The organism is Mumia sp. ZJ430 (assembly GCF_011751845.1).
In the GTDB taxonomy this organism is placed as follows: domain Bacteria; phylum Actinomycetota; class Actinomycetes; order Propionibacteriales; family Nocardioidaceae; genus Mumia.
Genome location: NZ_JAAHFK010000001.1, coordinates 758,152 through 781,290 on the forward strand (window position 1 = coordinate 758,152; position 23,139 = coordinate 781,290).

The 23,139-nt window shown below is 69.7% G+C and carries 23 protein-coding genes; 13 read left to right on the forward strand and 10 right to left on the reverse strand.

Features of this window, described 5'->3' with window-relative positions; translation table 11 throughout:
* The first annotated feature begins 12 nt into the window (after window positions 1-12).
* On the forward strand, window positions 13-660 hold the full coding sequence (locus HCT63_RS03665) for a GNAT family N-acetyltransferase (RefSeq protein WP_167001423.1): 648 nt from the start codon (window positions 13-15) through the stop codon (window positions 658-660).
* A 2-nt stretch (window positions 661-662) separates the two neighbouring features.
* Here HCT63_RS03665 and HCT63_RS03670 read toward each other — a convergent pair whose 3' ends face one another.
* Window positions 663-1,946, reverse strand: coding sequence for a nucleotide sugar dehydrogenase (locus HCT63_RS03670; protein ID WP_167001424.1), 1,284 nt, complete (start codon window positions 1,944-1,946; stop codon window positions 663-665).
* Window positions 1,947-2,079: 133 nt separating this feature from the next.
* Between HCT63_RS03670 and HCT63_RS03675 the strand changes: the two genes are divergently transcribed.
* From HCT63_RS03675 to manA, 3 genes are read left to right on the forward strand one after another with little or no spacing between them, the layout of a single operon-like run.
* A complete protein-coding gene (locus HCT63_RS03675) occupies window positions 2,080-3,057 on the forward strand; it encodes an NAD-dependent epimerase/dehydratase family protein (RefSeq protein ID WP_167001425.1) in 978 nt (325 codons plus the stop codon).
* A gap of 12 nt (window positions 3,058-3,069) precedes the next feature.
* Window positions 3,070-4,845: a DEAD/DEAH box helicase gene (locus HCT63_RS03680; protein ID WP_167001426.1), complete on the forward strand. Its 1,776-nt coding sequence runs from the start codon at window positions 3,070-3,072 to the stop codon at window positions 4,843-4,845.
* A gap of 3 nt (window positions 4,846-4,848) precedes the next feature.
* Window positions 4,849-6,000, forward strand: coding sequence for a mannose-6-phosphate isomerase, class I (manA, locus tag HCT63_RS03685; protein ID WP_167001427.1), 1,152 nt, complete (start codon window positions 4,849-4,851; stop codon window positions 5,998-6,000).
* 431 nt (window positions 6,001-6,431) lie between these two features.
* Here the strand turns inward: manA and HCT63_RS03690 are convergent, their stop codons facing one another.
* Genes HCT63_RS03690 through cysC form a run of 5 tightly spaced genes read right to left on the reverse strand, consistent with a single transcriptional unit; the run spans window position 6,432 to window position 11,511 of the window.
* On the reverse strand, window positions 6,432-7,727 hold the full coding sequence (locus HCT63_RS03690) for a GTP-binding protein (RefSeq protein ID WP_243842869.1): 1,296 nt from the start codon (window positions 7,725-7,727) through the stop codon (window positions 6,432-6,434).
* Complete coding sequence (cysD, locus tag HCT63_RS03695) at window positions 7,727-8,638, reverse strand: sulfate adenylyltransferase subunit CysD (RefSeq protein ID WP_220471286.1); 912 nt, start codon at window positions 8,636-8,638, stop codon at window positions 7,727-7,729. Before cysD ends, HCT63_RS03690 begins: the two co-directional genes overlap by 1 nt.
* A 49-nt stretch (window positions 8,639-8,687) precedes the next feature.
* A complete protein-coding gene (locus tag HCT63_RS03700) occupies window positions 8,688-9,410 on the reverse strand; it encodes a lysoplasmalogenase (RefSeq protein WP_167001428.1) in 723 nt (240 codons plus the stop codon).
* Window positions 9,407-10,357 (reverse strand): sulfite exporter TauE/SafE family protein, encoded by a 951-nt coding sequence (locus HCT63_RS03705; protein ID WP_167001429.1) that lies wholly within the window; start codon window positions 10,355-10,357, stop codon window positions 9,407-9,409. The genes HCT63_RS03700 and HCT63_RS03705 overlap by 4 nt, the downstream gene beginning before the upstream one ends.
* Window positions 10,354-11,511 carry an adenylyl-sulfate kinase gene (gene cysC, locus HCT63_RS03710; protein WP_208322252.1) on the reverse strand — a complete coding sequence of 386 codons (1,158 nt, stop codon included), beginning with the start codon at window positions 11,509-11,511 and terminating at the stop codon, window positions 10,354-10,356. Before cysC ends, HCT63_RS03705 begins: the two co-directional genes overlap by 4 nt.
* A 108-nt stretch (window positions 11,512-11,619) precedes the next feature.
* Between cysC and HCT63_RS03715 the strand changes: the two genes are divergently transcribed.
* From HCT63_RS03715 to HCT63_RS03740, 6 genes are all read left to right on the forward strand, one after another.
* Complete coding sequence (locus tag HCT63_RS03715; protein ID WP_167001431.1) at window positions 11,620-12,033, forward strand: helix-turn-helix transcriptional regulator; 414 nt, start codon at window positions 11,620-11,622, stop codon at window positions 12,031-12,033.
* Window positions 12,030-12,710, forward strand: a complete 681-nt coding sequence (locus HCT63_RS20185; RefSeq protein ID WP_208322253.1) for a hypothetical protein — start codon at window positions 12,030-12,032, stop codon at window positions 12,708-12,710. The genes HCT63_RS03715 and HCT63_RS20185 overlap by 4 nt, the downstream gene beginning before the upstream one ends.
* A 76-nt stretch (window positions 12,711-12,786) precedes the next feature.
* Window positions 12,787-13,074 (forward strand): DUF2516 family protein, encoded by a 288-nt coding sequence (locus HCT63_RS03725; RefSeq protein WP_208322254.1) that lies wholly within the window; start codon window positions 12,787-12,789, stop codon window positions 13,072-13,074.
* Window positions 13,071-13,418 carry a YrdB family protein gene (locus HCT63_RS03730; RefSeq protein WP_167001432.1) on the forward strand — a complete coding sequence of 116 codons (348 nt, stop codon included), beginning with the start codon at window positions 13,071-13,073 and terminating at the stop codon, window positions 13,416-13,418. Before HCT63_RS03725 ends, HCT63_RS03730 begins: the two co-directional genes overlap by 4 nt.
* A gap of 65 nt (window positions 13,419-13,483) precedes the next feature.
* Complete coding sequence (locus tag HCT63_RS03735; RefSeq protein ID WP_167001433.1) at window positions 13,484-14,113, forward strand: alpha-ketoglutarate-dependent dioxygenase AlkB; 630 nt, start codon at window positions 13,484-13,486, stop codon at window positions 14,111-14,113.
* Between the two features lie 201 nt (window positions 14,114-14,314).
* Complete coding sequence (locus HCT63_RS03740) at window positions 14,315-14,656, forward strand: DUF2200 domain-containing protein (protein WP_167001434.1); 342 nt, start codon at window positions 14,315-14,317, stop codon at window positions 14,654-14,656.
* A gap of 89 nt (window positions 14,657-14,745) precedes the next feature.
* Here the strand turns inward: HCT63_RS03740 and typA are convergent, their stop codons facing one another.
* Window positions 14,746-16,620 (reverse strand): translational GTPase TypA, encoded by a 1,875-nt coding sequence (gene typA / locus HCT63_RS03745; protein WP_167001435.1) that lies wholly within the window; start codon window positions 16,618-16,620, stop codon window positions 14,746-14,748.
* 226 nt (window positions 16,621-16,846) lie between these two features.
* On the opposite strand from typA, the gene HCT63_RS03750 reads away from it, so the two are divergent.
* A complete protein-coding gene (locus HCT63_RS03750; RefSeq protein WP_167001436.1) occupies window positions 16,847-18,403 on the forward strand; it encodes a DHA2 family efflux MFS transporter permease subunit in 1,557 nt (518 codons plus the stop codon).
* A 22-nt stretch (window positions 18,404-18,425) separates the two neighbouring features.
* Here HCT63_RS03750 and HCT63_RS03755 read toward each other — a convergent pair whose 3' ends face one another.
* Window positions 18,426-19,223: an SDR family NAD(P)-dependent oxidoreductase gene (locus HCT63_RS03755; RefSeq protein ID WP_167001437.1), complete on the reverse strand. Its 798-nt coding sequence runs from the start codon at window positions 19,221-19,223 to the stop codon at window positions 18,426-18,428.
* 7 nt (window positions 19,224-19,230) lie between these two features.
* Window positions 19,231-20,394 carry an acyl-CoA dehydrogenase family protein gene (locus HCT63_RS03760; RefSeq protein ID WP_167001438.1) on the reverse strand — a complete coding sequence of 388 codons (1,164 nt, stop codon included), beginning with the start codon at window positions 20,392-20,394 and terminating at the stop codon, window positions 19,231-19,233.
* Between the two features lie 65 nt (window positions 20,395-20,459).
* Here HCT63_RS03760 and HCT63_RS03765 point away from each other — a divergent pair, with 65 nt between their 5' ends.
* Complete coding sequence (locus tag HCT63_RS03765; RefSeq protein ID WP_167001439.1) at window positions 20,460-21,047, forward strand: TetR/AcrR family transcriptional regulator; 588 nt, start codon at window positions 20,460-20,462, stop codon at window positions 21,045-21,047.
* Here HCT63_RS03765 and HCT63_RS03770 read toward each other — a convergent pair.
* The gene (locus tag HCT63_RS03770; RefSeq protein WP_167001440.1) at window positions 21,001-21,759 is read right to left on the reverse strand and encodes an SDR family oxidoreductase; all 759 of its coding nucleotides are present in this window, start codon (window positions 21,757-21,759) and stop codon (window positions 21,001-21,003) included. The genes HCT63_RS03765 and HCT63_RS03770 overlap by 47 nt on opposite strands.
* Window positions 21,760-21,848: 89 nt before the next feature.
* Here HCT63_RS03770 and mshA point away from each other — a divergent pair, with 89 nt between their 5' ends.
* On the forward strand, window positions 21,849-23,117 hold the full coding sequence (mshA, locus tag HCT63_RS03775) for a D-inositol-3-phosphate glycosyltransferase (RefSeq protein WP_167002315.1): 1,269 nt from the start codon (window positions 21,849-21,851) through the stop codon (window positions 23,115-23,117).
* Window positions 23,118-23,139 lie beyond the last annotated feature (22 nt).

The window sequence follows — 23,139 nt, forward strand, 5'->3', positions numbered from 1 at the left end:
GGTGGCCGCGCGATGAGTGTGCCGTGTGCCGTGCGCCACGCCCGATCCTCCGACATCGAACGGGTGGTCGCCCTCCACGAAGCGTCCTTCCCTGGGTTCTTCCTCAGCCTGCTCGGGCCGACGTTCCTGCGCGAGCTCTATCGCGGGCTGTTGGCGCTCGACGAGGGAATCCTCCTGGTCGCCGAGATGCCGGATGGCCGGGTCATCGGATTCTTGGGCGGCACCGACGACCGGCCGGCCTTCTACCGCCGCCTGCTCCGCCGGCGCGGGTGGCGCTTCGCGCTCGCCGCGGTCCCCGCGGTGGTCCGGCACCCGTCGATGGCGAGGCGGGTCGTGCGTGGCCGCGAACGCGCCGAGCGCGGCAACGACCCCGGCGACGCGGGCGTGAACCAGGCTCCCGGATCCCTCATGTCCCTGGGCGTCGCGCCACAGGCGCAGGGAACAGGAGCGGGGCGTGAGCTGGTGCGGGCGTTCGACCGGGTGGTGCAGAGTCGAGGGTCCGCGGGATACACCCTGACGACCGACGCCGAGGACAACGATCGCGTGAACGCGTTCTATGTCGGGCTGGGTCTCGTCCCCGCCTCGGAGCACGTCACTCCCGAAGGTCGCAGACTCATCGAGTACGTCAGGGTCTGGGCAAGCGCAGATCCGCGAGCGTGAGGTCAGAGCGCCGTTCCCGGGTGGTTCAGCCGGTTACGGGTGTCGAGCACGTACGCATCTGCGCGGGCGATCGCGTCGTAGTCGACACCGTCGTGGTCCGTCAGGATGACGATCGCGTGTGCCGCCTCGACCTCCGCCAGGGATGCGGTGACCACTGAGACTCCAGCCGGCGCCTTCGACTCGTCGACGTAAGGGTCGACGACGCGGACGTCGGCGCCCGACGCGACGAGCAGCTCGCAGACTCGCACGGCCGGTGATCCCCGCGTGTCGCTCGAGCGGGGCTTGTAGGCGAGTCCGACGGCGAGGACCCGACTCCCTCGCAACGACCGGCTGCGCTCGTTGAGCCCCGCCGAGAGCCTTCGTACGACGTACTCCGGCATGTGGTCGTTGACGTCGTTCGCCAGCTCGACGAAGCGGAAGCTCTGTCCGAGCGTGCGGCGGACCTGCCAGGAGAGGTAGGACGGGTCGACCGGCAGGCAGTGCCCACCGACCCCCGGTCCAGGGGTGAACGGCATGAAGCCGAAGGGCTTGGTCGATGCTGCCGAGATCGCCTCCCAGACGTCGATGTCCAGATCGTGAGCGAACATCGCGAGCTCGTTCACCAAGGCGACGTTGACGTGGCGGAACGTGTTCTCCAGCAGCTTGGTGAGCTCGGCGACCGCAGTGGAGCTCACAGGGACGGTCCGGTCGACCAGCCGTGCATAGATCCCCTCGACTGCAGCGGCGGACTTCGCCGTGACCCCTGAGACCACCTTCGGGGTCGTGGTGAAGGCGAAGCGGGTGTTGCCCGGATCGATCCGCTCGGGCGAGTAGCCGAGATTGAAGTCGACCCCGGGTTCCATGCCGCTGAGGTCACCGAGGAGCGGGGCCAAGAGCTGCTCGGTCGTGCCGGGGTAGGTCGTCGACTCGAGCACCACGGTGTTGCCGGGCCGGAGCCGCGGGCCGAGCAGGCGTGCGGCGTCCTCCACGAACGTGAGATCGGGGACGGCCTCGCGCAAGGGGGTCGGCACCGTGACCAGCGCACAGTCGAAGCCATCGACATGAGCGACGTCGGTGGTCGGGAGATATCGGCCGGTCGCCAGCGTCGTGCGCAGGACCGAGTCCGTGACGTCCTCCACGAACGAGATGCCCGACCTCAGTGAGGCGACGCGGGCTTCATCGGTGTCGAATCCGACCACGTCGAATTCTGCCTCGACGGCTCGCACGGCGACCGGAAGGCCGACGTAGCCTTGTCCGACAACGACCATGCGCTCACCCTTGCGGTGCTCGACCCCCGAGGTCGGCATGACGGGCCCCCCACCTTGTCGTCCTGCAGTCGCGACCACGCTAACTGCCAGCGGACGTGCCCGCACGAGTCGCGGTTCGGACATTTGGTGCATAGGCTCGACCGGCCAACGACGTGAGTGTCATAGGGGGAACATGCGGCTTCTGGTGACTGGTGGCGGAGGATTTATCGGCTCCAACCTGGTGCGCACAGCGCTGCGTCACCCCGGTTTGACACAGGTCCGTGTCCTCGACGACTTCTCGACCGGCTACGAGGAGAACCTCCACGGCGTGCCGGTCGAACTCCACCGCGGGTCTGTGTGCGACCCCGATGCGCTGGCGAGGTCGCTGAAGGGCATCGACGGTGTCGTCCACCTTGCCGCCATCCCGAGCGTGCCGCGGTCGCTGGTCGACCCCCGCCGGTCGTACGAGGTGAACGTGTCTGGGACGGTCGAGGTGCTGGAGGCGTGCCGCACAGCCGACGTGGGCCATGTGGTCGTGGCGTCATCGAGCTCGGTGTACGGCGCGAACCCTGCGGAGTACAAGAACGAACGTGGATGGGTCCGGCCGCTCAGCCCGTACGCTGCCGGCAAGCTGGCCGCCGAGCAGATGGCGCTCGCCTATCAGGAGTCGTTCGGGCTGGGGGTGTCGGCGTTCCGCTTCTTCAACGTGTACGGGCCGCGGCAACCTGCGGGGCACACGTACTCCGCAGTCGTCCCCGTGTTCGTGGACGCGCTTCTGCGGGGGACTCCGGTGCCCGTGCACGGCGACGGTGCGCAGACGCGCGACTTCACCTTCGTGGACTCGGTGTGTCGAGTCCTGGTGGAGTCGGCGGTGACTGCGAAGGCGTGCGCGGAGCCGGTCAACCTGGCCTTCGGGACGCGGACCAGCATCGCGGAGCTCGTGAGCCTTCTCGAGGAGGTCACAGGCCGCTCGGCACGAATCGACTGGCAGCCACCGCGGTCTGCCGATGTGCGCGCCTCGCGTGCCGACAGCGGCCTGCTGCATGAGCTGTACCCCGCTGCGGAGCCCGTCGCGCTGCGTGACGGACTCCGGAGCACGGCCGAATGGTTCGCCACGCGCCCGTCAACATCACACTCGCTCGATTCGTGGTCCGGCGTGTCCGGCCCCTAGACTTGACCGGTTATGACTGATTCCGCGCCGACTGAAGCGCACCCTTCTTTTGCTGATCTTCTCGCCGACGAGCGACTGGTCCGCGCCCTTGCCGACGTCGGCTACGAGTCGCCGTCCCCCATCCAGGCCGAGGCGATCCCGCCACTGCTCGCAGGCCACGACATCATCGGAATGGCACAGACGGGCACGGGCAAGACCGCTGCGTTCGCGCTGCCGATCCTCTCGGGCATCGACGTGACGAACCCCACGACCCAGGCGCTCGTGCTGGCACCGACCCGTGAGCTCGCGCTCCAGGTCGCCGAGGCCTTCGCCTCGTACGCCAAGCACCTCCCCGGGCTCAATGTGGTCCCCGTCTACGGCGGTGCGGGCTACTCCGAGCAGCTCGCCGCGCTCCGCAAGGGCGCCCACGTCGTCGTGGGCACGCCGGGTCGCGTGATCGACCACCTCGAGCGCGGACGGCTCGACCTGACGACGATCTCGAACCTCGTCCTCGACGAGGCCGACGAGATGCTCAAGATGGGCTTCGCCGACGACGTCGAGCGGATCCTCCGCGACACGCCTACCACCAAGCAGGTGGCGCTGTTCTCGGCCACCATGCCGTCGACGATCCGCCGTCTCGCCAACCAGTACCTCACCGATCCGGTCGAGGTGAAGGTCCAGGCCAAGACGGTCACGGCCAAGAACGTGCGTCAGCGCTGGCTGCTGGTCCCGCACTTCCGCAAGCTCGACGCGCTCGCCCGCTTCCTCGAGGTCGAGCCGCACGAGGGCGTCATCGTCTTCGTCCGGACCAAGCAGGTCACCGAGGAGCTCGCCGAGCAGCTGCGAGCGTACGGTCACAGCGCGCAGGCGATCAACGGCGACCTGGTCCAGGCGCAGCGCGAGCGGGCCGTCAACGCCCTCAAGAGCGGCTCTCTCGACATCCTCGTGGCCACCGACGTCGCCGCGCGCGGCCTCGATGTGGACCGCGTGAGCCACGTCGTCAACTACGACATCCCGCACGACCCGGAGGCGTACGTCCACCGGATCGGCCGTACGGGACGCGCCGGGCGCAGCGGCGACGCCATCCTCTTCGTCACGCCCCGTGAGCGCCGTCTCCTCGGCGTCATCGAGCGCACCACCGGCCAGCCGGTGACCCCGATGGACATCCCGACCGCCGAGCAGGTCAACGCCCGCCGGGTCGAGCAGTTCGAGGAGGCGATCACCGACGCGCTCGCGACCAAGGACGTGCACATGTTCCGCGGGCTCGTGAGCAAGTACGCCGAGGCCACGGGGGTCGATCCGATCGACGTCGCCGCAGCGCTCGCCGTCCGCGCTCACGAGGGCCGGTCCTTCCTCCTCGACGCCAAGGACGACATCGTCCTCAGCGAGCGTGACCGAGCTCGCGACCACGGTGATCGTGGAGACCGTCCCGAGCGCCCGCAGCGGCCGACGCCGGACGGCATGGCCGTCTACAGGCTCGCGGTCGGCAAGCGCCAGCGCGTCACCCCGAAGTCGATCATGGGTGCGCTCGCGAACGAGGGCGGCCTCGGCCGGTCCGACTTCGGCAACATCTCGATCCGCTTCGACCACTCGCTCGTCGAACTCCCCGACCCGCTGCCCAGCGGTACGGAGAGCGCGCTGAGCCGCACCCGCATCGGGGGCGACCTCATCAACCTCGAGCGCGACCGCGGCGCGCGCCGCAGCGGCAGCTCCTCCGCGCCTCGCCGTTCGGGTGGCGGCCGTAGCTGGGACAATGCGGGCAAGGGCCCCGTACGCTCTGCGAGGACGCCGCGTCGACGAAAGGGATAGTGCGTGCACGAGCTTCGTTCGGTCGTCAAGCACTACGACTGGGGTTCTGTCGACGTCCTCCCCGACATGCTGGGCGTCGAGCGCGACGGGACCCCGTGGGCGGAGCTGTGGATGGGCACGCACCCTCTTGGCGGCTCGGCCGTCGCGATGCAGGACGGCACGACCGTGCCGTTGAGCGAGATCGCGGGTGAGCTCCTCCCGTATCTGCTCAAGATCCTCGCTATCGCCAAGCCGTTGTCGCTCCAGGTGCATCCCGACGCCACGATGGCGGCGCGCGGGTTCCTCCGCGAGACCGAGCGCGAGGTTCCGCTCGGCTCCCCGGTGCGGGTCTTCAAGGACCCGCACCACAAACCTGAGATGGTCTACGCGCTCACGCCGTTCGAAGGCCTCATCGCTTTCCGGCCGACCGCGGAGGTCTGGCACGTCCTCGACGGCCTCGACTCGCCGCTCGCTCTCAGGCTGAACGACGAGCTGCGCGCCGACCCCGGCTTCCCGGGTCTGGTCCGGATGGTTGGCCGGCTGCTGTCACCGTGGATGGGGCCGACCCGCGAGGAGGTGGGCGCGTTCGTCGTCGACTGCCAGACGAAGCACGCCGCGGGTCTCGACCGGCGGCGCGCGTACGAGACGGTCGCCGAGCTGGCCGAGCACCACCGTGACGATCCCGGCCTGGTCGTCGCCGCACTCCTCAACCGGATCCGGCTCGAGCCCGGCCAGGCGGCGTTCGTCGAGGTCGGCGTGATCCACGCCTACCTGAGCGGGTGCTGCGTCGAGGTCATGGCCGGGTCGGACAACGTCCTGCGTGCCGGGCTGACCGGCAAGCACGTCGAGCCCCAGGCGCTGGTCGACTGCGTCCATCTCGGGATGGCCGAGGCGCACGTCGTGACCCCCAAGGAGGAGGCGGGGGTGCGCATCTTCGCCCCGGAGGTCGACGAGTTCGCCCTCGCTGTGGCGACGGTCGACGGGGTCGACGGAACGCAGCTGCCGGGCACCGGGCCGCGGATCGTGCTCTGCGTCGACGGTGAGGTCTCGGTCCAGGCCGATGCCGGTCCCGTGGCCCTCACCGCGGGGCGCTCGGCGTTCACCGGCCGCGGGACCGGACCGGTCTGCGTCCGCGGGGCAGGCACTGTCGTGCAGGCCTTCACGCCCAGCAGCTGAGCCGGCAGTGACCGGATGCGGTCATCTGCGTTGACAGCGATGGGCGTCACTCCTAGCGTCGGCTCGGACTCTGACTCGTTTCAATAGGCAAGTCACCCCGATCACCGACTACGAGCGCCACAACGGGACCGTCACGGTCGACGTCGACCTCGCCGCCCACGACGCGAGCGCGATCGTGCTCAGGACGGACCACGTGGCGTACGGTCGCCACCGTCGTCGACGCGGACAAGGAAGGCGCGAGGACCTCCGTCGGCACGGTGGAGGCGCGCTATGTCCGGACCCGCATCGCGAAGGCGTGGGACAACGGGACGCCGTCGCACGTGCAGATGAGCGAGCTGGAGGTGCACGCGCCCTGACCGGCAGACACGACGATGCCCGGCCAGGAGATCCTGGCCGGGCATCGTCGTTGCGCGGTGTGACGGCGGCGGGCGTCAGCCGTTGATCATGCCCGCGCCGACGGTGATGCCGGTGGCCTCGTCGATGAGGATGAACGAGCCCGTCGTGCGGTTCTTCTCGTACGGGTCGATGAAGATCGGCGCCGTCGTCCGCAGCTTGACGCGACCGATCTCGTTGAGGCCGAGCTCGCCGGTCTCCTGGTCGCGGTGCAGCGTGTTGATGTCGAGGCGGTACTGGATGTCCTTGACCAGGGCACGGGCACTGCGGGTGGTGTGCTTGATCGCGAGCTTCTGGCGCGGACGCAGCGGCGCGTTGGTCATCCAGCAGATCATCGCGTCGATGTCCTGCGTCGGTGTCGGCGCGTTCTGCGGACGGCAGATCATGTCTCCACGCGAGACGTCGAGGTCGTCAGCGAGCCGGACCGTCACCGACATCGGGGGGAACGCCTCGGCGACCGACTGGTCGAAGAGGTCGATCGCCTCGATCGTCGTCGTGAACCCGCTGGGGAGGACCTGGACCTGGTCGCCGGGCTTGAGGACACCACCGGCGACCTGGCCCGCATAGCCGCGGTAGTCGTGGAACTCCTCGGACTTGGGGCGCACCACGTACTGGACGGGGAAGCGCGTGTCGACGAGGTCGCGGTCGGACGACACGTGGACGTTCTCGAGGTGGTGCAGCAGCGACGTGCCCTGATACCACGGCATGTTGGTGCTGCGCTCGACGACGTTGTCGCCCTGGAGCGCCGAGATCGGGATGATCGTCAGGTCCGGGATCGAGAGCTTCGCGGCGAACGTGTCGAACTCGTCGCGGATCTTCTCGTAGACGGACTGGTCGAAGTCGACCAGGTCCATCTTGTTGACCGCGAGGACCAGATGCGGGACCCGCAGCAGCGACAGGATCACCGCGTGGCGGCGGCTCTGCTCGGTCAGCCCCGTACGGGCGTCGACGAGGACGAGCCCGAGGTCGGCCGTGGAGGCGCCGGTGACCATGTTGCGCGTGTACTGCACGTGGCCCGGGGTGTCCGCGATGATGAACTTGCGCCGAGGCGTCGCGAAGTAGCGGTAGGCGACGTCGATCGTGATGCCCTGCTCGCGCTCCGAGCGCAGGCCGTCGGTGAGGAGGGCGAGGTCGGTGTAGTCGTACCCCTTGTCGGCGGAGGTCCGCTCGACGGCCTCGAGCTGGTCCTCGAAGATCGCCTTCGAGTCGAGCAGCAGGCGCCCGATGAGGGTGGACTTGCCGTCATCCACGGATCCGGCGGTCGCGAAGCGCAGGAGGTCCATGCGCGGGGCGGACGCCGTCGTGTCGGTGGTCTCGGTCGCGGGGGCGGCCATCAGAAGTAGCCCTCCTTCTTGCGGTCTTCCATGGCTGCCTCGCTGAACCTGTCGTCGCCGCGGGTCGCGCCGCGCTCGGTGACGCGCGCGATCGCGATCTCGTCGATGATCTCGCCGGTGGTGGCGGCCGGGGAGTCGACGCAGCCCGTGAGCGTCATGTCGCCGACCGTACGGAAGCGTACGAGGCGCTCCTCGACCGTCTCGCCCGGCTTGAGCGTCAGGTGGTCGCCGGCCGACAGGAGCATGCCGTCGCGTGCGACGACCTCACGCTTGTGCGCGAAGTAGATCGACGGGATCTCGATCTTCTCGCGGTGGATGTAGTGCCAGACGTCGAGCTCGGTCCAGTTGGACAGCGGGAAGATCCGCATGTGCTCGCCCTCGGAGATGCGCCCGTTGTAGAGGCTCCAGAGCTCGGGGCGCTGGTTCTTCGGGTCCCACTGCCCGAACTCGTCGCGGTGAGAGTAGACGCGCTCCTTGGCGCGGGCCTTCTCCTCGTCGCGGCGTCCGCCACCGAAGGCGGCGGTGAAGCCGTTCTCCTCGATCGCGTGGAGGAGCGTGCCGATCTGGAGGCGGTTGCGGCTGGTCTTGCCGTCGTCCACGACGATGCCGTCGGCGATGGCCTGGTCGACCGACGCGACGATCATCCGCAGGCTCAGGCGCTCGACCCAGTTGTCGCGGGTGGCAAGCACCTCGGGGAAGTCGAAGCCGGTGTCGATCTGCATCACCGGGAACGGGATCCGTGCGGGATAGAAGGCCTTCTCGGCCAGCCGGAGCATCACGATGGAGTCTTTGCCGCCGGAGAACAGCAGGACAGGCTTCTCGAACTCCGCCGCCACTTCACGGAAGATGTGGATGGACTCGGCCTCCAGCTGATCCAGCTGGCTGAGCCGATAGTCGTGCATGGGCGTCACCAGGGGTTCTCCCGTCGTTCCTGGGTTTCGTGCGACAGCGAGCGAAAGGTCATGGTATCGAGCCCCCGGTGCGGGCGGGTTCGGCCATCGCATCGTGGATGCTGCTGCCTATCCGCTCCGTATGGACCATACCCACGGCGAGCAAGAGCTGGGCCGCGAGGTAGGTCACCATCACCCAGACGCCGCCGGGCTCCGGACGCGACATCCCGGCGATGTCGAGGGCGATCAGTGTGTCCGAGACGAGGAACAGCGCGCCCCCCACCCCGGCGACGACGTTGACGCCGAAGGCTGTCACGGCGGTCGCGGTGAGCAGCAGCGAGTAGACCAAGATGGGCAGCTGCAACCCGGCGTCCTCGTCGCCGAGCGGACCCCACAGCGTCGTGATCGTCGCCCCCCAGGCCGCCAGCCCGATCACGACGATCCACCAGCGCTTCTTCAGGCCGGCGAGCGCTCCGTGTCTGACGAACCACGTCACGAAGCAGACGTGCGCCAGCGCGAAGCCGGCCATGCCGACCAGGAACAGCCCGTCGATCTCGAGGGCGACGTCGCCGATCCACGAGAAGAACAGCGCGGCGACGAGGAGCCTCGGCCCGCCCACCGCGACGACCCACACCGCGAGAGCAGGGACGAGCAGCGCCTTCGTCAACGACGCCGAGAGGCGCGTGTCGGCGGCGACGAGGACGACGTGCACGACGGCCAGGGCCGCGAACACCACGATCGCGGGGTGGCGGGCGACGGTCCTGGGGGAGAGAGGGTGCATCGGTGCACTCACGAGGGGCCTTCCTGACGTAGGCGTTCGAGATCGCGCTTCTCGGCGAACAGGTCGACACCGTCGGGGACTCCGATCCGGTCACGGAGCAGCGCCCACGCGATCGGGCCGAGGATGACGAGCCCGGCGGCGATGATCCCGACAGCCACGGGCGGCACCCCGAGCAGGGTGAGGCCCGTGATGCTCAGGACGACCACGATGCCGCGGCGGACGATCCCTTGGGGCACGCGGTTCGCGATGCGGGCGCCGAGGTAGGTCCCCGGCATCCCGCCGACGACGAGCGGGATGAGGACCCCGAAGTCGACGCCGGTGACGATCACGTGGGTGATCGCGGCGGACAGGACCAGCGGCACCGCTTGCACGAGGTCGGTGCCGACGAGCCGCACGGCGGTGAGCGTCGGATAGAGGAGGAGCAGCGAGACCATGATCAGCGAACCGGAGCCGACGGAGGTCACGCCGACGAGGAGCCCACCGACCGCGCCGACCGCGAACGTCGCCAGCGGCTTGATCGTCGGGTTGTCGTTCGAGACGGCCTTGCCCTGGCGGGCGGCACGGACGTTGAGGTACGAGCGGAGCGTGTAGGTCGCCGCGGTGAGCAGCAGCGCCACGCCGATCGCGGTCTTGACGAACGCGGTCTGGTCGTCGTGGGCGCCGATCGCGTCGATGATGAACGCGCCGGCCGCTGCGGTCGGGATCGAGCCGAGCATCAGCCAGCCGGCGAGCCGCCAGTTGGGGGAGCCTTCGCGGGCATGGACCGCGGCGCCGACCGACTTGTTGACCGAGGCGGCGACGAGGTCGTTGGCGACGGCGGCGGTCGGGTTGACCCCCAGGAAGATCAGCGCGGGTGTCATCAGCGCGCCGCCGCCCATGCCCGTCAGGCCGACGACGATCCCGACGCCGAAGCTGACCGCGAGGATCGACAGCGCGGAGAAGGTGAGGATCTCCGTCACACGCGCTCCCAGAGCCCCGCCGCGACGAGGGCGGCGACGATCTCGTCGAGCACGTCGGGGACCGTACGGCCGGTGGTGTCGACCGCGATCAGCGCGTCGTCGGGTGCCTCGTACGGGGACGAGATGCCGGTGAACTCGGGGATCTGTCCTGCACGCGCCTTGGCGTACAGGCCCTTGCGGTCGCGCCGCTCGCACTCCTCCAGCGGGGTCGCGACGTGGACCAGTGCGAACGAGCCGCCCGCCTCCTCGACCATCGCACGCACCAGTTTGCGGGTGCTGTCGAACGGCGCGATCGGCGAGCAGATCGCGAGACCGCGATGGCGGGCGATCTCGGCGGCGACCCATCCGATGCGGGCGATGTTGGTCTCGCGGTCCTCCTTGGAGAAGCCGAGACCCTTGCTCAGGTGGTGGCGGACGACGTCGCCGTCAAGGCTGGTGACGGTACGGCGGCCTTCCTCGAGCACCCGGTCGTACAGCGCCCGGGCGATCGTCGACTTGCCGGAGCCGGACAGGCCGGTGAAGAAGACGACGAGGCCACGCTGGTCGAGCGGGGGCTGGTCCGCCGCGACGAGGGCGGCGACGGCGTCGGACGGGACGCCCGTACGAGGCAGGTCGACGCGCTCGTCGGCGTACGCGGCGACGACGGCGTCGCTCAGGCTCCGGTCGTCCTCGGCGTCGTCACGCCGGGCGAGAGCGACGGCCACGACCGGGTGGTCGGGCAGTGCCGCCTTGGTGGCGCGGATCAGTGCGGGCACCGTGACCGTACGGCGGGGGTCCGGGCCGGAGCGGACCAGGAGGACGGCCCGCCGTCCCGTACGGTCCTCGGCGTCGACGATCGCGGCGACGTCGTCGGTGGTGAGGGGCTGGTCGACCATGACCGCGAGGGCGTGGGAGTGGGCTGCGCGAACCTCGGCGGGCGACAGGTGCAGGCGCCGGAACGCCCCGTACGTGGGGGTGTCGAGCGGGCGGACCGCACCGGACGCCGGGTCGTACTCAGCCAGCGGCAGGCCCTCGGGGTCGAGCAGCTCGACGGGATCGGTGACGTCGCCGGGCACGACGACGTCGAGCCGGCGGTCCTGCGGCCACGCGCCGAGCAGGACGAGCTCGAGGTCGGCGAGCTCCCGTGCGTCCGGGGTCCACTGGGCATCGCTCACGAAGGGGATTGTTCCACGCGAGATTGAGAACGATGTTCGTGAGCCGGATGCTGGCGGGGCGGATGCTCCCAGCTTGCGTTTGCTTGCTCTTGCAAGCACAATGGAGGCGTGGCCAGGATCAGCGTCGGAAAGACCGTGGGTGACCTCGGGGGATACCTCCGAGACCAGCGCAAGCATGCGCAGCTTTCGTTGCGGCAGCTCGCCGACCTCACGGGCGTCTCCAACCCTTACCTGAGCCAGATCGAACGTGGCCTGCGCAAGCCCTCGGCCGAGGTGCTCCAGCAGATCGCGCAGGCGCTACGGATCTCCGCCGAGTCCGTCTACGTCCAGGCCGGCCTGCTCGATCCTGACGACTCCCTCGGCGGGGGCGGGGTCGAGGCGGCCATTGCGGCCGACCCCCGGCTCGACGAGGCCCAGCGCCGCGCCCTGCTCGAGATCTACCGCTCGTTCGTCGGTGTGGTGGACTCCGTCCCCGACACTGCCGACGCCACCGACAACCCAGAACAGGACACCCGCTCATGAGCATCCAGGACAGCATCACCAAGACCGTCAAGGGCCTTCCCGCGCAGGCGACCGCGTTCGCCGGACAGGCGCAGGCAACCGCCACCGCACTCGTCTCGCAGCTCGCCGAGCTCGATCTCGACGAGCTCCAGAAGAAGGTCGAGTCCGACGCCAAGGCCCTCCCGGGGCAGGCCGGCGCGCTGTACGGCGACGTCGTCAAGCGCCTCAAGGACGTCGACGTCGAGGAGCTCTTCGACGGGCTCGAGGACAAGATCGAGGACAAGCTCGAGGACATCGCCGAGGACGTCAAGGAGCTCGTCGTCATGCTGGCTGCGGTCGCGCGCAAGGCTGCCGCAGACGTCGCCGCCGGATCGCCGCTGGCGAAGAAGCCCGCCCCGAAGGCGACGAAGAAGACCGCCACGACGTCGGCCGCCAAGGCCCAGTCCGCTCCGGCCGGCGACACGCCTGTCGCGAAGAAGGCTGCTGCCAAGAAGGCGCCGGTCAAGAAGACCGCGGCCAAGAAGGCTGCCCCCGCCAAGAAGGCTGCCCCCGCCAAGAAGGCGCCGGCGGTCAAGAAGGCTGCCCCCGCCAAGAAGGCGCCGGCGGTCAAGAAGGCTGCCCCCGCCAAGAAGTCCGCTCCGGCAAAGAAGACCGCGCCCGCTGCCAAGAAGGCGACGCCCTCCTCTGACGCGAGCTGACCCTCCGGCCGCCTTCGACGCGCTCTGGCGGGTCGAAGGCTGCCGTACGGCGCTGTGCTCAAGATAGGCTCGTAAGGTGTTCGATCTCTTCGCTGTCCAGAACCTCGTCGAGCTGCTCATCACCATCGCGATGATCGCCGTGAAGGCGTTCGCCGCCATCGACGCGGTCTCGCGCACCCCGCAGGCGTTCGTGGCGGCCGACAAGCAGACGAAGCCGTTCTGGCTGATTGTCCTCGGACTCTCGCTGGTCGCCAACCTGCTGATCTGGCAGCCGATCAGCCTGCTCAACCTCGCAGGCATCGTCGCCGCGCTGGTCTATCTCGCTGACGCACGTCCCGCTCTGCAGCAAGTCAGCGGACGGTGAGCGGAGCGCAGCCCGAGGCGCAACGCGTCGGACCCCTCGACCTTCTCGCCTTCACGTGCGAGCTGGCCGCGCTCGTCCTCCTCGCGCTCGCGGGCTGGGTGCTGGGTGACGGCTGGTGGCGCGGGCTCGTCCTGGCGGCCGCGCTGGTTGCCGTCGCGGTCTGGTTCTGGGGGCGCTGGCTCGCTCCGACCTCGCCGCGTCGCGTCGCGATGCCGCAACGACTGTGGGTCAAGGCCGCCTTCTACATCGCGGTCGGGACGCTCGGTGCGCTCGCCGGCTTCTCGCTGTGGGCGCTGGTCCTCGTCGCGGTGGCGGTGACGACTGCCGCGCTGCGCCGGGACTGAGCCGCCAGCGACCCGCCGTGGCGAAAGATCGAACACATGTTCGATCGAGGGCGTACGCTGAGGTCATGTCCGTCCAGTTCCAGGGGTCGCTCTTCGACACCGCCGACGAGCCCACCCTCGGCCCCCTCGCTGACGGCCTCGTGCGCCACGACCTCGCGTACGGGGCATGGATCGACCTGCGGCCCCGCTGGGTGGACGGTGCCGACGACCTGTTCGCCCACCTGCACGACCGGGTGGAGTGGCGTGCCGACGAGCGCGAGATGTACGAGCGTGTGGTCGCCGTTCCTCGGCTGCTCGCCTGGTTCGGCGAGCGCGCGACGTGGCCGCACCCGCTGCTCGACCGTGCGCGCGACGAGCTCGGTGACCACTACGAGGCCGAGCTGGGCGAGCGTTTCGCGACGGCCGGGCTGTGCCTCTACCGAGACGGGCGCGACTCCGTCGCGTGGCACGGAGACCGGATCGGGCGCAGCCGCTCGCAGGACACGATGGTCGCGATCCTGTCGCTGGGCTCGCCGCGGCGTCTCGCGCTGCGCCCTCGCGGTGGGGGCGCCTCGATGTCGTTCACGCTCGGCTCGGGCGACCTGCTCGTGATGGGCGGCACGTGCCAGCGCACCTGGGAGCACGCGATCCCCAAGACCGCGAAGCCTGTGGGGCCGCGCATCAGCGTCCAGCTCCGCCCCCGCGGCGTCCTCTAGCCTCGCGCCCCCGGCCCCGCGCGTCGGTGCCTGAGGAGCACGCGGACCTGGTCCGGCTCGGCTACGACGGGCCCTCGCCGGTGTTCGGACGCGACTCCCGCGCCCTGTTCCGGAAGATCCGCTCCCGCCGTACGTAGCGTCGGTTCGTGAGTGACGTGCAGGGGTTCTCGCCGCGGCGGCACGCCGCGTACCCTCGCGAGCATGAGCCGTATCTTCACCGTCAGCTTCGCCTCGGTTTATCCGCTCTATGTGGAGAAGGTCGAGAAGAAGGGGCGTACGAAGGCCGAGGTGGATCGGGTGATCGAGTGGCTGACCGGCTTCGACGACGCGGAGCTCAAGGGTCACCTCGACGCGGAGACGACCTTCGAGGACTTCTTTGCCGAGGCGCGGCTGAACCCGAACGCGCCCTTGATCACCGGAGTGGTCTGCGGGGTGCGGGTCGAGGACATCGAGGACCCGCTGATGCAGAAGATCCGCTACCTCGACAAGCTCGTCGACGAGCTGGCCAAGGGCAAGGCGATGGAGAAGATTCTCCGGGCCTAGGAATCAGCGTCCCTCGCACACGTCGGTGCCTGAGTGGTCACCCGGGATCGGCGGGTGACCACTCAGCGACCAACGCGGAGGGTGGAGGGTCAGCCCTTGGGGCCGCGGCGCTTCGAACGCGCGCGCTCGCCGGCGTCCAGGATCACCTTGCGGATCCGGACGTTGCTCGGCGTGACCTCGACGCACTCGTCCTCGCGGCAGAACTCCAGGCTCTGCTCGAGCGACAGCTTCTTCGGCGGGATCAGCTTCTCGAAGTTGTCGGAGGTTGCGGAGCGCACGTTGGTCTGCTTCTTCTCCTTGGTGATGTTGACGTCCATGTCGTCTTCGCGGCTGTTCTCGCCGACGATCATGCCCTCGTACACCTCGGTCGTCGGGTCGACGAACATGACGCCGCGCTCCTGCAGGCTCGTCATCGCGTACGCCGATGCGGCGCCCGCACGGTCGGCCACCAGCGAGCCGCTCGGACGCGTCGAGATGTCGCCCAGCCACGGCTCGTACCCCTCGAACACGTGGTGCGCGATGCCGGTGCCTCGGGTGTCGGTGAGGAACTCCGTGCGAAAACCGATCAGGCCGCGCGCCGGGACGAGGAACTCCATCCGGACCCAGCCGGTGCCGTGGTTCGTCATCTGCTCCATGCGGCCCTTACGGACGGCGAGGAGCTGGGTGACGGTGCCGAGGTACTCCTCGGGGCAGTCGATCGTCAGGCGCTCGACGGGCTCCTGCACCTTGCCGTCGACGATGCGCGTCACGACCTCGGGCTTGCCCACGGTCAGCTCGAAGCCTTCGCGGCGCATCTGCTCCACCAGGATCGCCAGGGCGAGCTCACCACGCCCCTGCACCTCCCACGCATCCGGACGCTCGGTCGGCAGGACCTTGATCGAGACGTTGCCGACCAGCTCGCGCTCGAGGCGGTCCTTGACCAGGCGGGCGGTGACCTTCGTGCCCTTCTCGCGCCCCGCCATCGGCGAGGTGTTGGTGCCGATGGTCATCGAGATCGCCGGCTCGTCGACCTGGATGAGCGGCAGGGGCTGCGGGTTGTCGGCGTCGGCGAGCGTCTCGCCGATCATGATCTCGGGGATCCCGGCGACTGCGACGATGTCGCCGGGGCCGGCCTCCTCGGCGGGGACCCGCTCGAGCGCCTCGGTCTTGAGCAGCTCGGTGATCTTGACCCGGTCGACCGAGCCGTCGCGCTTGCACCACGCGACCTGGGCGCCCTTGCGCAGCGTGCCCTCGTGGACGCGGATCAGCGCGAGACGACCGAGGAACGGCGAGGCGTCGAGGTTGGTGACGTGCGCCTGGAGCGGCGCGTCCTCGGTGTAGGTCGGTGCGGGGACGGTGTCGAGGATCGTCTGGAACAGCGGCATGAGGTCCTCGCTGTCGGGCAGACCCCCGTCCGCGGGCTGCGTGAGCGACGCGCGGCCGGCCTTCGCCGAGGCATAGACCACGGGGAAGTTGAGCGCGTCGGCGTCGGTGGAGTCGTCGAGCAGGTCCATGAACAGCTCGTACGCCTCCTCGACGACCTCGCTGATGCGGGCGTCCGGACGGTCGACCTTGTTGACGACGAGGACGACCGGCATCTTGGCGTGCAGCGCCTTGCGGAGCACGAACCGCGTCTGCGGAAGCGGGCCCTCAGACGCGTCGACCAGCAGGACCACGCCGTCGACCATCGAGAGTCCACGCTCGACCTCGCCGCCGAAGTCGGCGTGGCCCGGGGTGTCGATGATGTTGATCGTGACGCCGCCGTCGGGGGCGCCGGGGCCGGAGTACGAGACGGCGGTGTTCTTCGCGAGGATCGTGATGCCCTTCTCGCGCTCGAGGTCACCGGAGTCCATCGCGCGCTCGGCGAGCTGGTGGTGCTCGTCGTACGTGCCCTGCTGCTGAAGCATGGCGTCGACGAGGGTGGTCTTGCCGTGGTCGACGTGCGCGACGATCGCGACGTTGCGGAGATCGGAGCGTGTGGGCATGCGGTGGCGTTCGGTCCTTGCGTGGGAGAAGGCGCCGGACGGTACGCACGGCGCAGAGCATCGTCCATCCTACCGACCGTGGACGAATCGGTGGCCATGAGCCGTGTGTGACTGCCGTCTCTCGTTCGCTCTGGGCAAATTCCGATGACATCTGTCGGTGGCGGGGGTCACTGTGGAAGGACGACACCACGGGGTGCCGGTTCCGTCATGGAAGGCGACGTTGCACATGGCTGACACGCAGAGCTCGACCCAGCAGCCGGAGTACCCAGAGAACATCGACGCCGCGGTCCTCAAGATCGCGGGGGTCGTCATCCTCGGGGTGATCATGTCGATCCTCGACATCACGGTGGTCAACGTCGCGCTGCCGACGTTCCAGGAGGAGTTCGGTTCCGCCGAGGATCCGCTGGCGTACTCCCATGTCGCCTGGACGGTCACCGCGTACACGCTCGCGCTGGCCACGGTCATCCCCGTGACAGGCTGGGCGGCCGACAGGTTCGGCACCAAACGCCTCTTCATCGTCGCGATCGGCCTGTTCACCGCAGGTTCGGTGCTGTGCGCCGCGGCACAGGACATCAACCAGCTCATCGCCTACCGCGTCCTGCAGGGACTCGGTGGCGGCATGATCATGCCGCTGGGCATGACGATCATGACCCGTGCCGCCGGCCCCAACCGGATGGGCCGCCTGATGGCGATCCTCGGCATCCCGATGCTGCTCGGCCCGATCCTGGGCCCGATCATCGGCGGCTGGCTGATCGAGAACGCGAGCTGGCACTGGATCTTCCTGATCAACCTGCCGATCGGGATCGTGACGGTCATCTACGCGTGGAGGGCGCTTCCCGGTGATCGGCCGGAGCCGTCGGAGTCGTTCGACGTCGTGGGGATGCTGCTCCTGTCGCCAGGCCTCGCGCTGTTCCTGTTCGGCGTCTCGTCGATCCCTGAGAAGGGCACGTTCGCCGACCCGCGCGTCTGGGTCTCGATGCTCGTCGGTGCGCTCTTGATGCTCGCGTTCGTGTGGCACTCGTTCCGCCCGGAGCACCCGCTGCTGGACCTGCGGCTCTTCCGCAACCGCGACCTCACGATCTCGGTGATCGTGATGTTCCTGTTCGTCGCCGCGTTCTTCGGCAGCCTGCTGCTGGTCCCGACGTACTTCCAGCAGGTGCGTGGCGAGTCGACGCTCAATGCCGGCCTGCTCGTGGCGTCGCAGGGCATCGGGGCGATGGTGACGATGCCGATCGCGGGTCGCCTCACCGACAGGATCCCGATCGGCCGCATCGTGCCGTTCGGGATCCTCGGGATCCTCGTGGGGATGTTCCCGCTGACCCAGATCACGTCAGAGACCGACTACTGGAAGATCGTGCTCGCGCTGTTCGTGATGGGCCTGGGCATGGGCGGCACGATGATGCCGATGTTCACCGCGGCCCTCAAGACGCTGAGGCACCACGAGGTGGCGCGCGGCACGACGCTCATCAACATCAACCAGCAGATCGGGAGCTCGGTGGGCGTCGCGGTGATGTCGGTGCTGCTCACGAACTGGCTGCCGCCACAGCGGATCTGGTACGCCGTCGTCGGGTCGTGGGACAACCCCGAGCTCGTGCCGCAGCTCGGTGGCCAACGGGTGGTCGACGCGTTCCTCGCCGATGCCGGGGAGGCCTTCGCCAGCACGTTCTGGGTGGCCTGGGTGCTGATGCTGCTCACGTTGATCCCCGTGGCCTTCCTGCCTCGCCGCAGAGAGAAGGTGCTGGTGCTCGACACCGAGGACGCGACCGTGCCGCCCGCGCACTGACCGTACGGGGCGGCAGCCGGCGTCAGCGTGGTGCCATGCGCAGCGCGCCGTCCATCCGGATGACCTCGCCGTTGAGGTAGTCGTGATCGACGATCATCGTGACGAGGTCGGCGAACTCCGACGGCTTCGCGAGGCGCTGCGGGAACGGGATGCCGGCGGCGAGCCCGGCGCGGAACTCCTCCGACACCGTCGCGAGCATCGGGGTGTCGACGATGCCGGGAGCGATGGTGCAGACCCGGATCCCGTACTGCGCGAGGTCGCGCGCTGCCGGCAGGGTGAGGCCGACGATGCCGCCCTTGGAGGCCGCGTACGCCGCCTGGCCGACCTGTCCGTCGTACGCGGCGATCGAGGCGGTGTTGACGATGACGCCGCGCTGCCCGTCCGCGTCGGGCTCGGTCTGCGCGATCGCCTCGGCGGCGACGGTCATGACGTTGAACGAGCCGACGAGGTTGACCTGGACGACCTTCGCGAACAGGTCGAGGTCGTGCGGGCCGCGCTTGGACAAGATGCGGGCCGACGGGCCGATGCCGGCGCAGCTGACCACCGTACGGAGCGGCAGACCGCTCGACACCGCCGCCGCGACCGCGTTGCGTACGGAGGCGCCGTCGGTGACGTCGGTCTCGACGTACGTGACTCCGGCGACGGCTTCCTCGCCGGCGACGGCTCCCTCGCCGGTCGAGCCTGTCGAGACCTTCTCGATCGCCGGCGCGAGGTCGAGCGCGTACACGCTCGCACCGCGTGCGGCCAGCGCGGCGGCGGTGGCCGCACCGAGGCCGGAGGCCCCTCCGGTGACGATCGCGGCGGTGTTGGCGAGGTCCATGGTGCTCCTATCGGGCGAGGTCGCGGCTGATGACGAGCCGCTGGATCTGGTTGGTCCCCTCGAAGATCTGCATGACCTTCACCTCGCGCATGTAGCGCTCGACGGGGAAGTCTTTGGTGTAGCCGGCGCCGCCGAGCACCTGGACGGCGTCGGTGGTCACCTTCATGGCGTTGTCGGTCGCGACGAGCTTCGCGATCGACGCCTGGCGGCCGAACGGTCGCCCGGCGTCCTTGAGCCTCGCGGCGGCGAGGTAGGTCGCCCGCGCCGACTCGACCGCGGCCGCCATGTCGGCGAGCACGAACCCGAGGCCCTGGTGGTCGATGATCGCCTTGCCGAAGGTCTCGCGCTCCTTGGCGTACTGCACGGCCACGTCGAGCGCGCCCTGCGCGACGCCGGTGGCGACCGCGGCGATGCCGAGGCGGCCGGAGTCGAGGCCGGCGAGCGCGATCGACAGCCCCTGCCCCTCGGCGCCGAGGCGGCGCTCGACCGGCACACGGACGCCGTCGAACAGCATCGTCGCCGTGGTCGAGCCCATCAGGCCCATCTTGTCCTCGGGGTTGTCGGCGACCAGTCCAGGCGTGTCGGCGGGGACGAGGAAGCACGAGATCCCGCGGCCGGCTGCTTGTCCTGAGCTTGTCGAAGGGTCCGCGGTCCGCGCCATCACCTTGTAGAAGTCGGCCTGACCGCCGTGGGTGGTCCACGCCTTCGCGCCGTCGATGACGTACTCGTCGCCCTGCCGGACCGCGCGCGTGCGCATCGCCGCCGGGTCAGAGCCGGCGTGGGCCTCGGAGAGGCAGTAGGCGCCGAGCTGCTCGCCGCCGAGCATGTCGGGCAACCACTCGTGCTTCTGCTCCGCGGTGCCCGCGGTGAACAGGCCGAAGCACGAGAGCGCGTGCACGCTGGTGCCGACGCCGACCGACGCCCATGCGGACGCGATCTCCTCGACGACCTGGAGATAGACCTCGTACGGCTGCCCGCCCCCGCCGTACGACTCGGGGTAGGGGAGCCCGAGTAGACCGGCGCGCCCGAGCGTGCGGAAGACCTCGCGGGGGAAGGTGGCAGTCCGCTCCGCCTCGTCGACGCGGGGCCGCAGCTCGCCCTCGACGAGGTCGCGGGTCAGGGCGATGAGATCGGCCGACTCCTCGGTCGGCATCAGGCGCTCGACGGGCATGGCACCCCTCTCGTAGTCGTGTATCGAGCAGAGTACTGCAGAAGCGATCCTGGTACTGTCGCCGCATGCCAGCCCGCCGCGACGCGCTCATGGACGAGCTGATCTCGCTCTTCCTCGCCGAGGGCTTCTTGTCGTTCGGCATCGGCGACCTCGCCGCGCGGCTGCGCTGCTCCCGTACGACCTTGTACGCGATCGCGCCGAGCAAGGAGCAGATCATCGCGGCCGCGGTCCGCGCCTTCTTCCGCGGTGCGACCGAGCACGTCGAGGTGAGCCTCGCCGAGGAGTCCGACCCCGTCGCACGGCTCCGGACGTACCTGGAGGCGATCTCCTGCGAGCTGGCCCCGGCGTCGCCGGCCTTCTTCGCCGACGTCGACGCCTTCGCGCCGGCGCGCGACGTCTATCGGCGCAACACCGAGTGGGCGGCGCGACGGGTCCGCCAGCTCGTCGCGGACCTCGGGCCGCAGGGCAGCGGAGTGGACCCGGCGTTCGCCGGCGTCGTCGCGGCCCAGGTGATGCTGTCCATCCAGAGCGGCGAGCTCGAGGCGCAGACCGGCGTGGACGACGCCACGGCCTACCACCAGCTCGCCAGCCTCCTCGTCGCCGGCGTCAGCCCCGCGCGACCTTCCACGGCGCGGCCTGGGCGATCGGCTTGATGACCATGAGGTCGATGTTCACGTGCTGCGGGCGCGTGACCATCCAGCCGATCGCATCGGCGACGTCGTCGGCGGTCAACGGCTCCTCGACGCCTGCATAGACGGCGTCCGCCTTCGCCTGGTCGCCGCCGAAACGCACCAGCGCGAACTCCTCGGTCTGCACCATGCCCGGTGCGATCTCGGTGACGCGGACCGGCTCTCCGTTGAGCTCGAGGCGAAGCGTCTCGGTGATCATCGCGACGCCGTGCTTCGCCGCCGTGTAGCCCGCGCCACCCTCGTACGCGAGGTGGCCGGCGATGGAGCCGACGTTGAGGACGGTGCCTGCCCCGCTGGCGCGCAGCGCGGGGAGCAGTGCCTTGGTGACCCGCAGCGTCCCGAGGACGTTCGAGTCGTACATCTGCCGCCACGCCTCGGGGTCGGTCTGCTCGATCGGCTCCTGGCCGACGGCGCCACCGGCGTTGTTGACCAGGACGGCGAGGTCCGGCCCGACGGCGGCGGCGAGCGCGTCGACCGACGCCTGGTCGGTCACGTCGCACACGACCGCGATCCCGCCGATCTCGTCGGCCAGCGCCTCGATGCGATCGGCGCGCCTGGCCGCGCACACGACGCGGAACCCGTCGGCAGCCAGGCGGCGTGCGGTGGCGGCTCCGATCCCGCTGCTGGCACCGGTGACGACGGCGGTACGGCGGGAAGTGTCAGTGGCGTCCGGCATGCTGCAGATGCTGCCACGACCGACGGTCCATGGCGCACCTGGTCCTGCCCGAGTCCCCTGGCGTGCCTGCCTAGGATGGAATCGTGAGGATGTCCCCCGAGGTGCGCCGCGTCGCGATGCTCTCGGCACACACGTCGCCCCTCGCGCAGCCGGGCAACGGTGATGCCGGGGGCATGAACGTGTACGTCCTCGAGCTCGCCCGCCGCCTCGCCGCGCGCTCGGTCGAGGTCGAGATCTTCACCCGAGCCACGTCCTCCGACCAGCCGCCGGTCGTCGAGGCGCTGCCGGGCGTGCGCGTCCGCCACGTCCCTGCCGGCCCCTTCGAGGGCCTGGGCAAAGAGGACCTCCCGGCCCAGATGTGCACGTTCGTCCGCGACGTGCTGCGGGCAGAGGCGACGCATCCCGTCGGTTGGTTCGACGCGATCCACAGCCACTACTGGCTGTCCGGGCAGGTCGGCCTGGTCGCCCGTGACCGCTGGGGCGTGCCTCTGATCCACTCGATGCACACGATGGCGAAGGTCAAGAACGCCAGCCTCGCTGCGGGCGACCACGCGGAGCCTGCTGGTCGGGTCGCGGGGGAGCAGCAGCTCGTCGACGTGGCCGACCGGCTGATCGCCAACACCGCCGACGAGGCGTCCCAGATGGTCGACCTGTACGGAGCCGTCGCGTCGCGCGTCGAGGTCGTCCATCCCGGAGTCGACCTTGAACGCTTCAAGCCCTGCGGCCGTGCCGCCGCCAGGGCCGCGCTCGGGCTGCCGCAGGACGGCGACGTGATCCTCTTCGCCGGACGCATCCAGCCGCTCAAGGCGCCCGACGTGGTGCTCGAGGCGGCGGCGCGTCTGATGTCGTCCGGGCGCCGCGACCGGACGACCGTGGTGGTCGTCGGCGGTCCGTCCGGCAGCGGGCTCGAGCGCCCGACTGCCCTGCTCGACCTCGCCCACGGCCTCGGCATCTCCGATCGGGCCCGGTTCGTCCCGCCGGTCGCGCAGGACGAGCTCGCGCTCTGGTACGCCGCTGCCTCGATCGTCTGCGTGCCCTCCTACAACGAGTCCTTCGGGCTCGTGGCGGTCGAGGCACAGGCCTGCGGCTCGCCGGTCGTCGCGGCGAAGGTCGGCGGCCTCGCGACGGCCGTCCACGACGGTGTCACCGGGATGCTCGTCGACGGGCACGACCCGGCCGACTATGCGGCGGCGTTCGCGCAGATCCTCGACCAGCCTGGCCTGCACGCGTCGATGTCGGGCGCCGCGGTTCGCCACGCGTCGCGGTTCGGTTGGGACGCGACGGCCGAGCGTACGCTCGCCGTGTACGCCGACGCGGTCGCCGAGATGCAGGCGCTGCCGACGGCCGTCGGACAGTAGAGCGCCGCGCGCCGGCGCCCAC

What these genes read in the sequence shown, in the direction of transcription:
- HCT63_RS03735 (WP_167001433.1), top strand. Translation starts at nt 13,484, where the DNA reads ATGTCCGTCCAGTTCCAGGGGTCGCTCTTCGACACCGCCGACGAGCCC.
- HCT63_RS20185 (WP_208322253.1), top strand. Translation starts at nt 12,030, where the DNA reads ATGAGCATCCAGGACAGCATCACCAAGACCGTCAAGGGCCTTCCCGCG.
- HCT63_RS03770 (WP_167001440.1), bottom strand. Translation starts at nt 21,759, where the DNA reads ATGCCGGACGCCACTGACACTTCCCGCCGTACCGCCGTCGTCACCGGT.
- HCT63_RS03765 (WP_167001439.1), top strand. Translation starts at nt 20,460, where the DNA reads ATGCCAGCCCGCCGCGACGCGCTCATGGACGAGCTGATCTCGCTCTTC.
- HCT63_RS03670 (WP_167001424.1), bottom strand. Translation starts at nt 1,946, where the DNA reads ATGCCGACCTCGGGGGTCGAGCACCGCAAGGGTGAGCGCATGGTCGTT.
- HCT63_RS03675 (WP_167001425.1), top strand. Translation starts at nt 2,080, where the DNA reads ATGCGGCTTCTGGTGACTGGTGGCGGAGGATTTATCGGCTCCAACCTG.
- HCT63_RS03760 (WP_167001438.1), bottom strand. Translation starts at nt 20,394, where the DNA reads ATGCCCGTCGAGCGCCTGATGCCGACCGAGGAGTCGGCCGATCTCATC.
- typA (WP_167001435.1), bottom strand. Translation starts at nt 16,620, where the DNA reads ATGCCCACACGCTCCGATCTCCGCAACGTCGCGATCGTCGCGCACGTC.
- HCT63_RS03690 (WP_243842869.1), bottom strand. Translation starts at nt 7,727, where the DNA reads ATGGCCGCCCCCGCGACCGAGACCACCGACACGACGGCGTCCGCCCCG.
- HCT63_RS03665 (WP_167001423.1), top strand. Translation starts at nt 13, where the DNA reads ATGAGTGTGCCGTGTGCCGTGCGCCACGCCCGATCCTCCGACATCGAA.
- HCT63_RS03755 (WP_167001437.1), bottom strand. Translation starts at nt 19,223, where the DNA reads ATGGACCTCGCCAACACCGCCGCGATCGTCACCGGAGGGGCCTCCGGC.
- HCT63_RS03740 (WP_167001434.1), top strand. Translation starts at nt 14,315, where the DNA reads ATGAGCCGTATCTTCACCGTCAGCTTCGCCTCGGTTTATCCGCTCTAT.
- HCT63_RS03750 (WP_167001436.1), top strand. Translation starts at nt 16,847, where the DNA reads ATGGCTGACACGCAGAGCTCGACCCAGCAGCCGGAGTACCCAGAGAAC.
- mshA (WP_167002315.1), top strand. Translation starts at nt 21,849, where the DNA reads ATGTCCCCCGAGGTGCGCCGCGTCGCGATGCTCTCGGCACACACGTCG.
- HCT63_RS03680 (WP_167001426.1), top strand. Translation starts at nt 3,070, where the DNA reads ATGACTGATTCCGCGCCGACTGAAGCGCACCCTTCTTTTGCTGATCTT.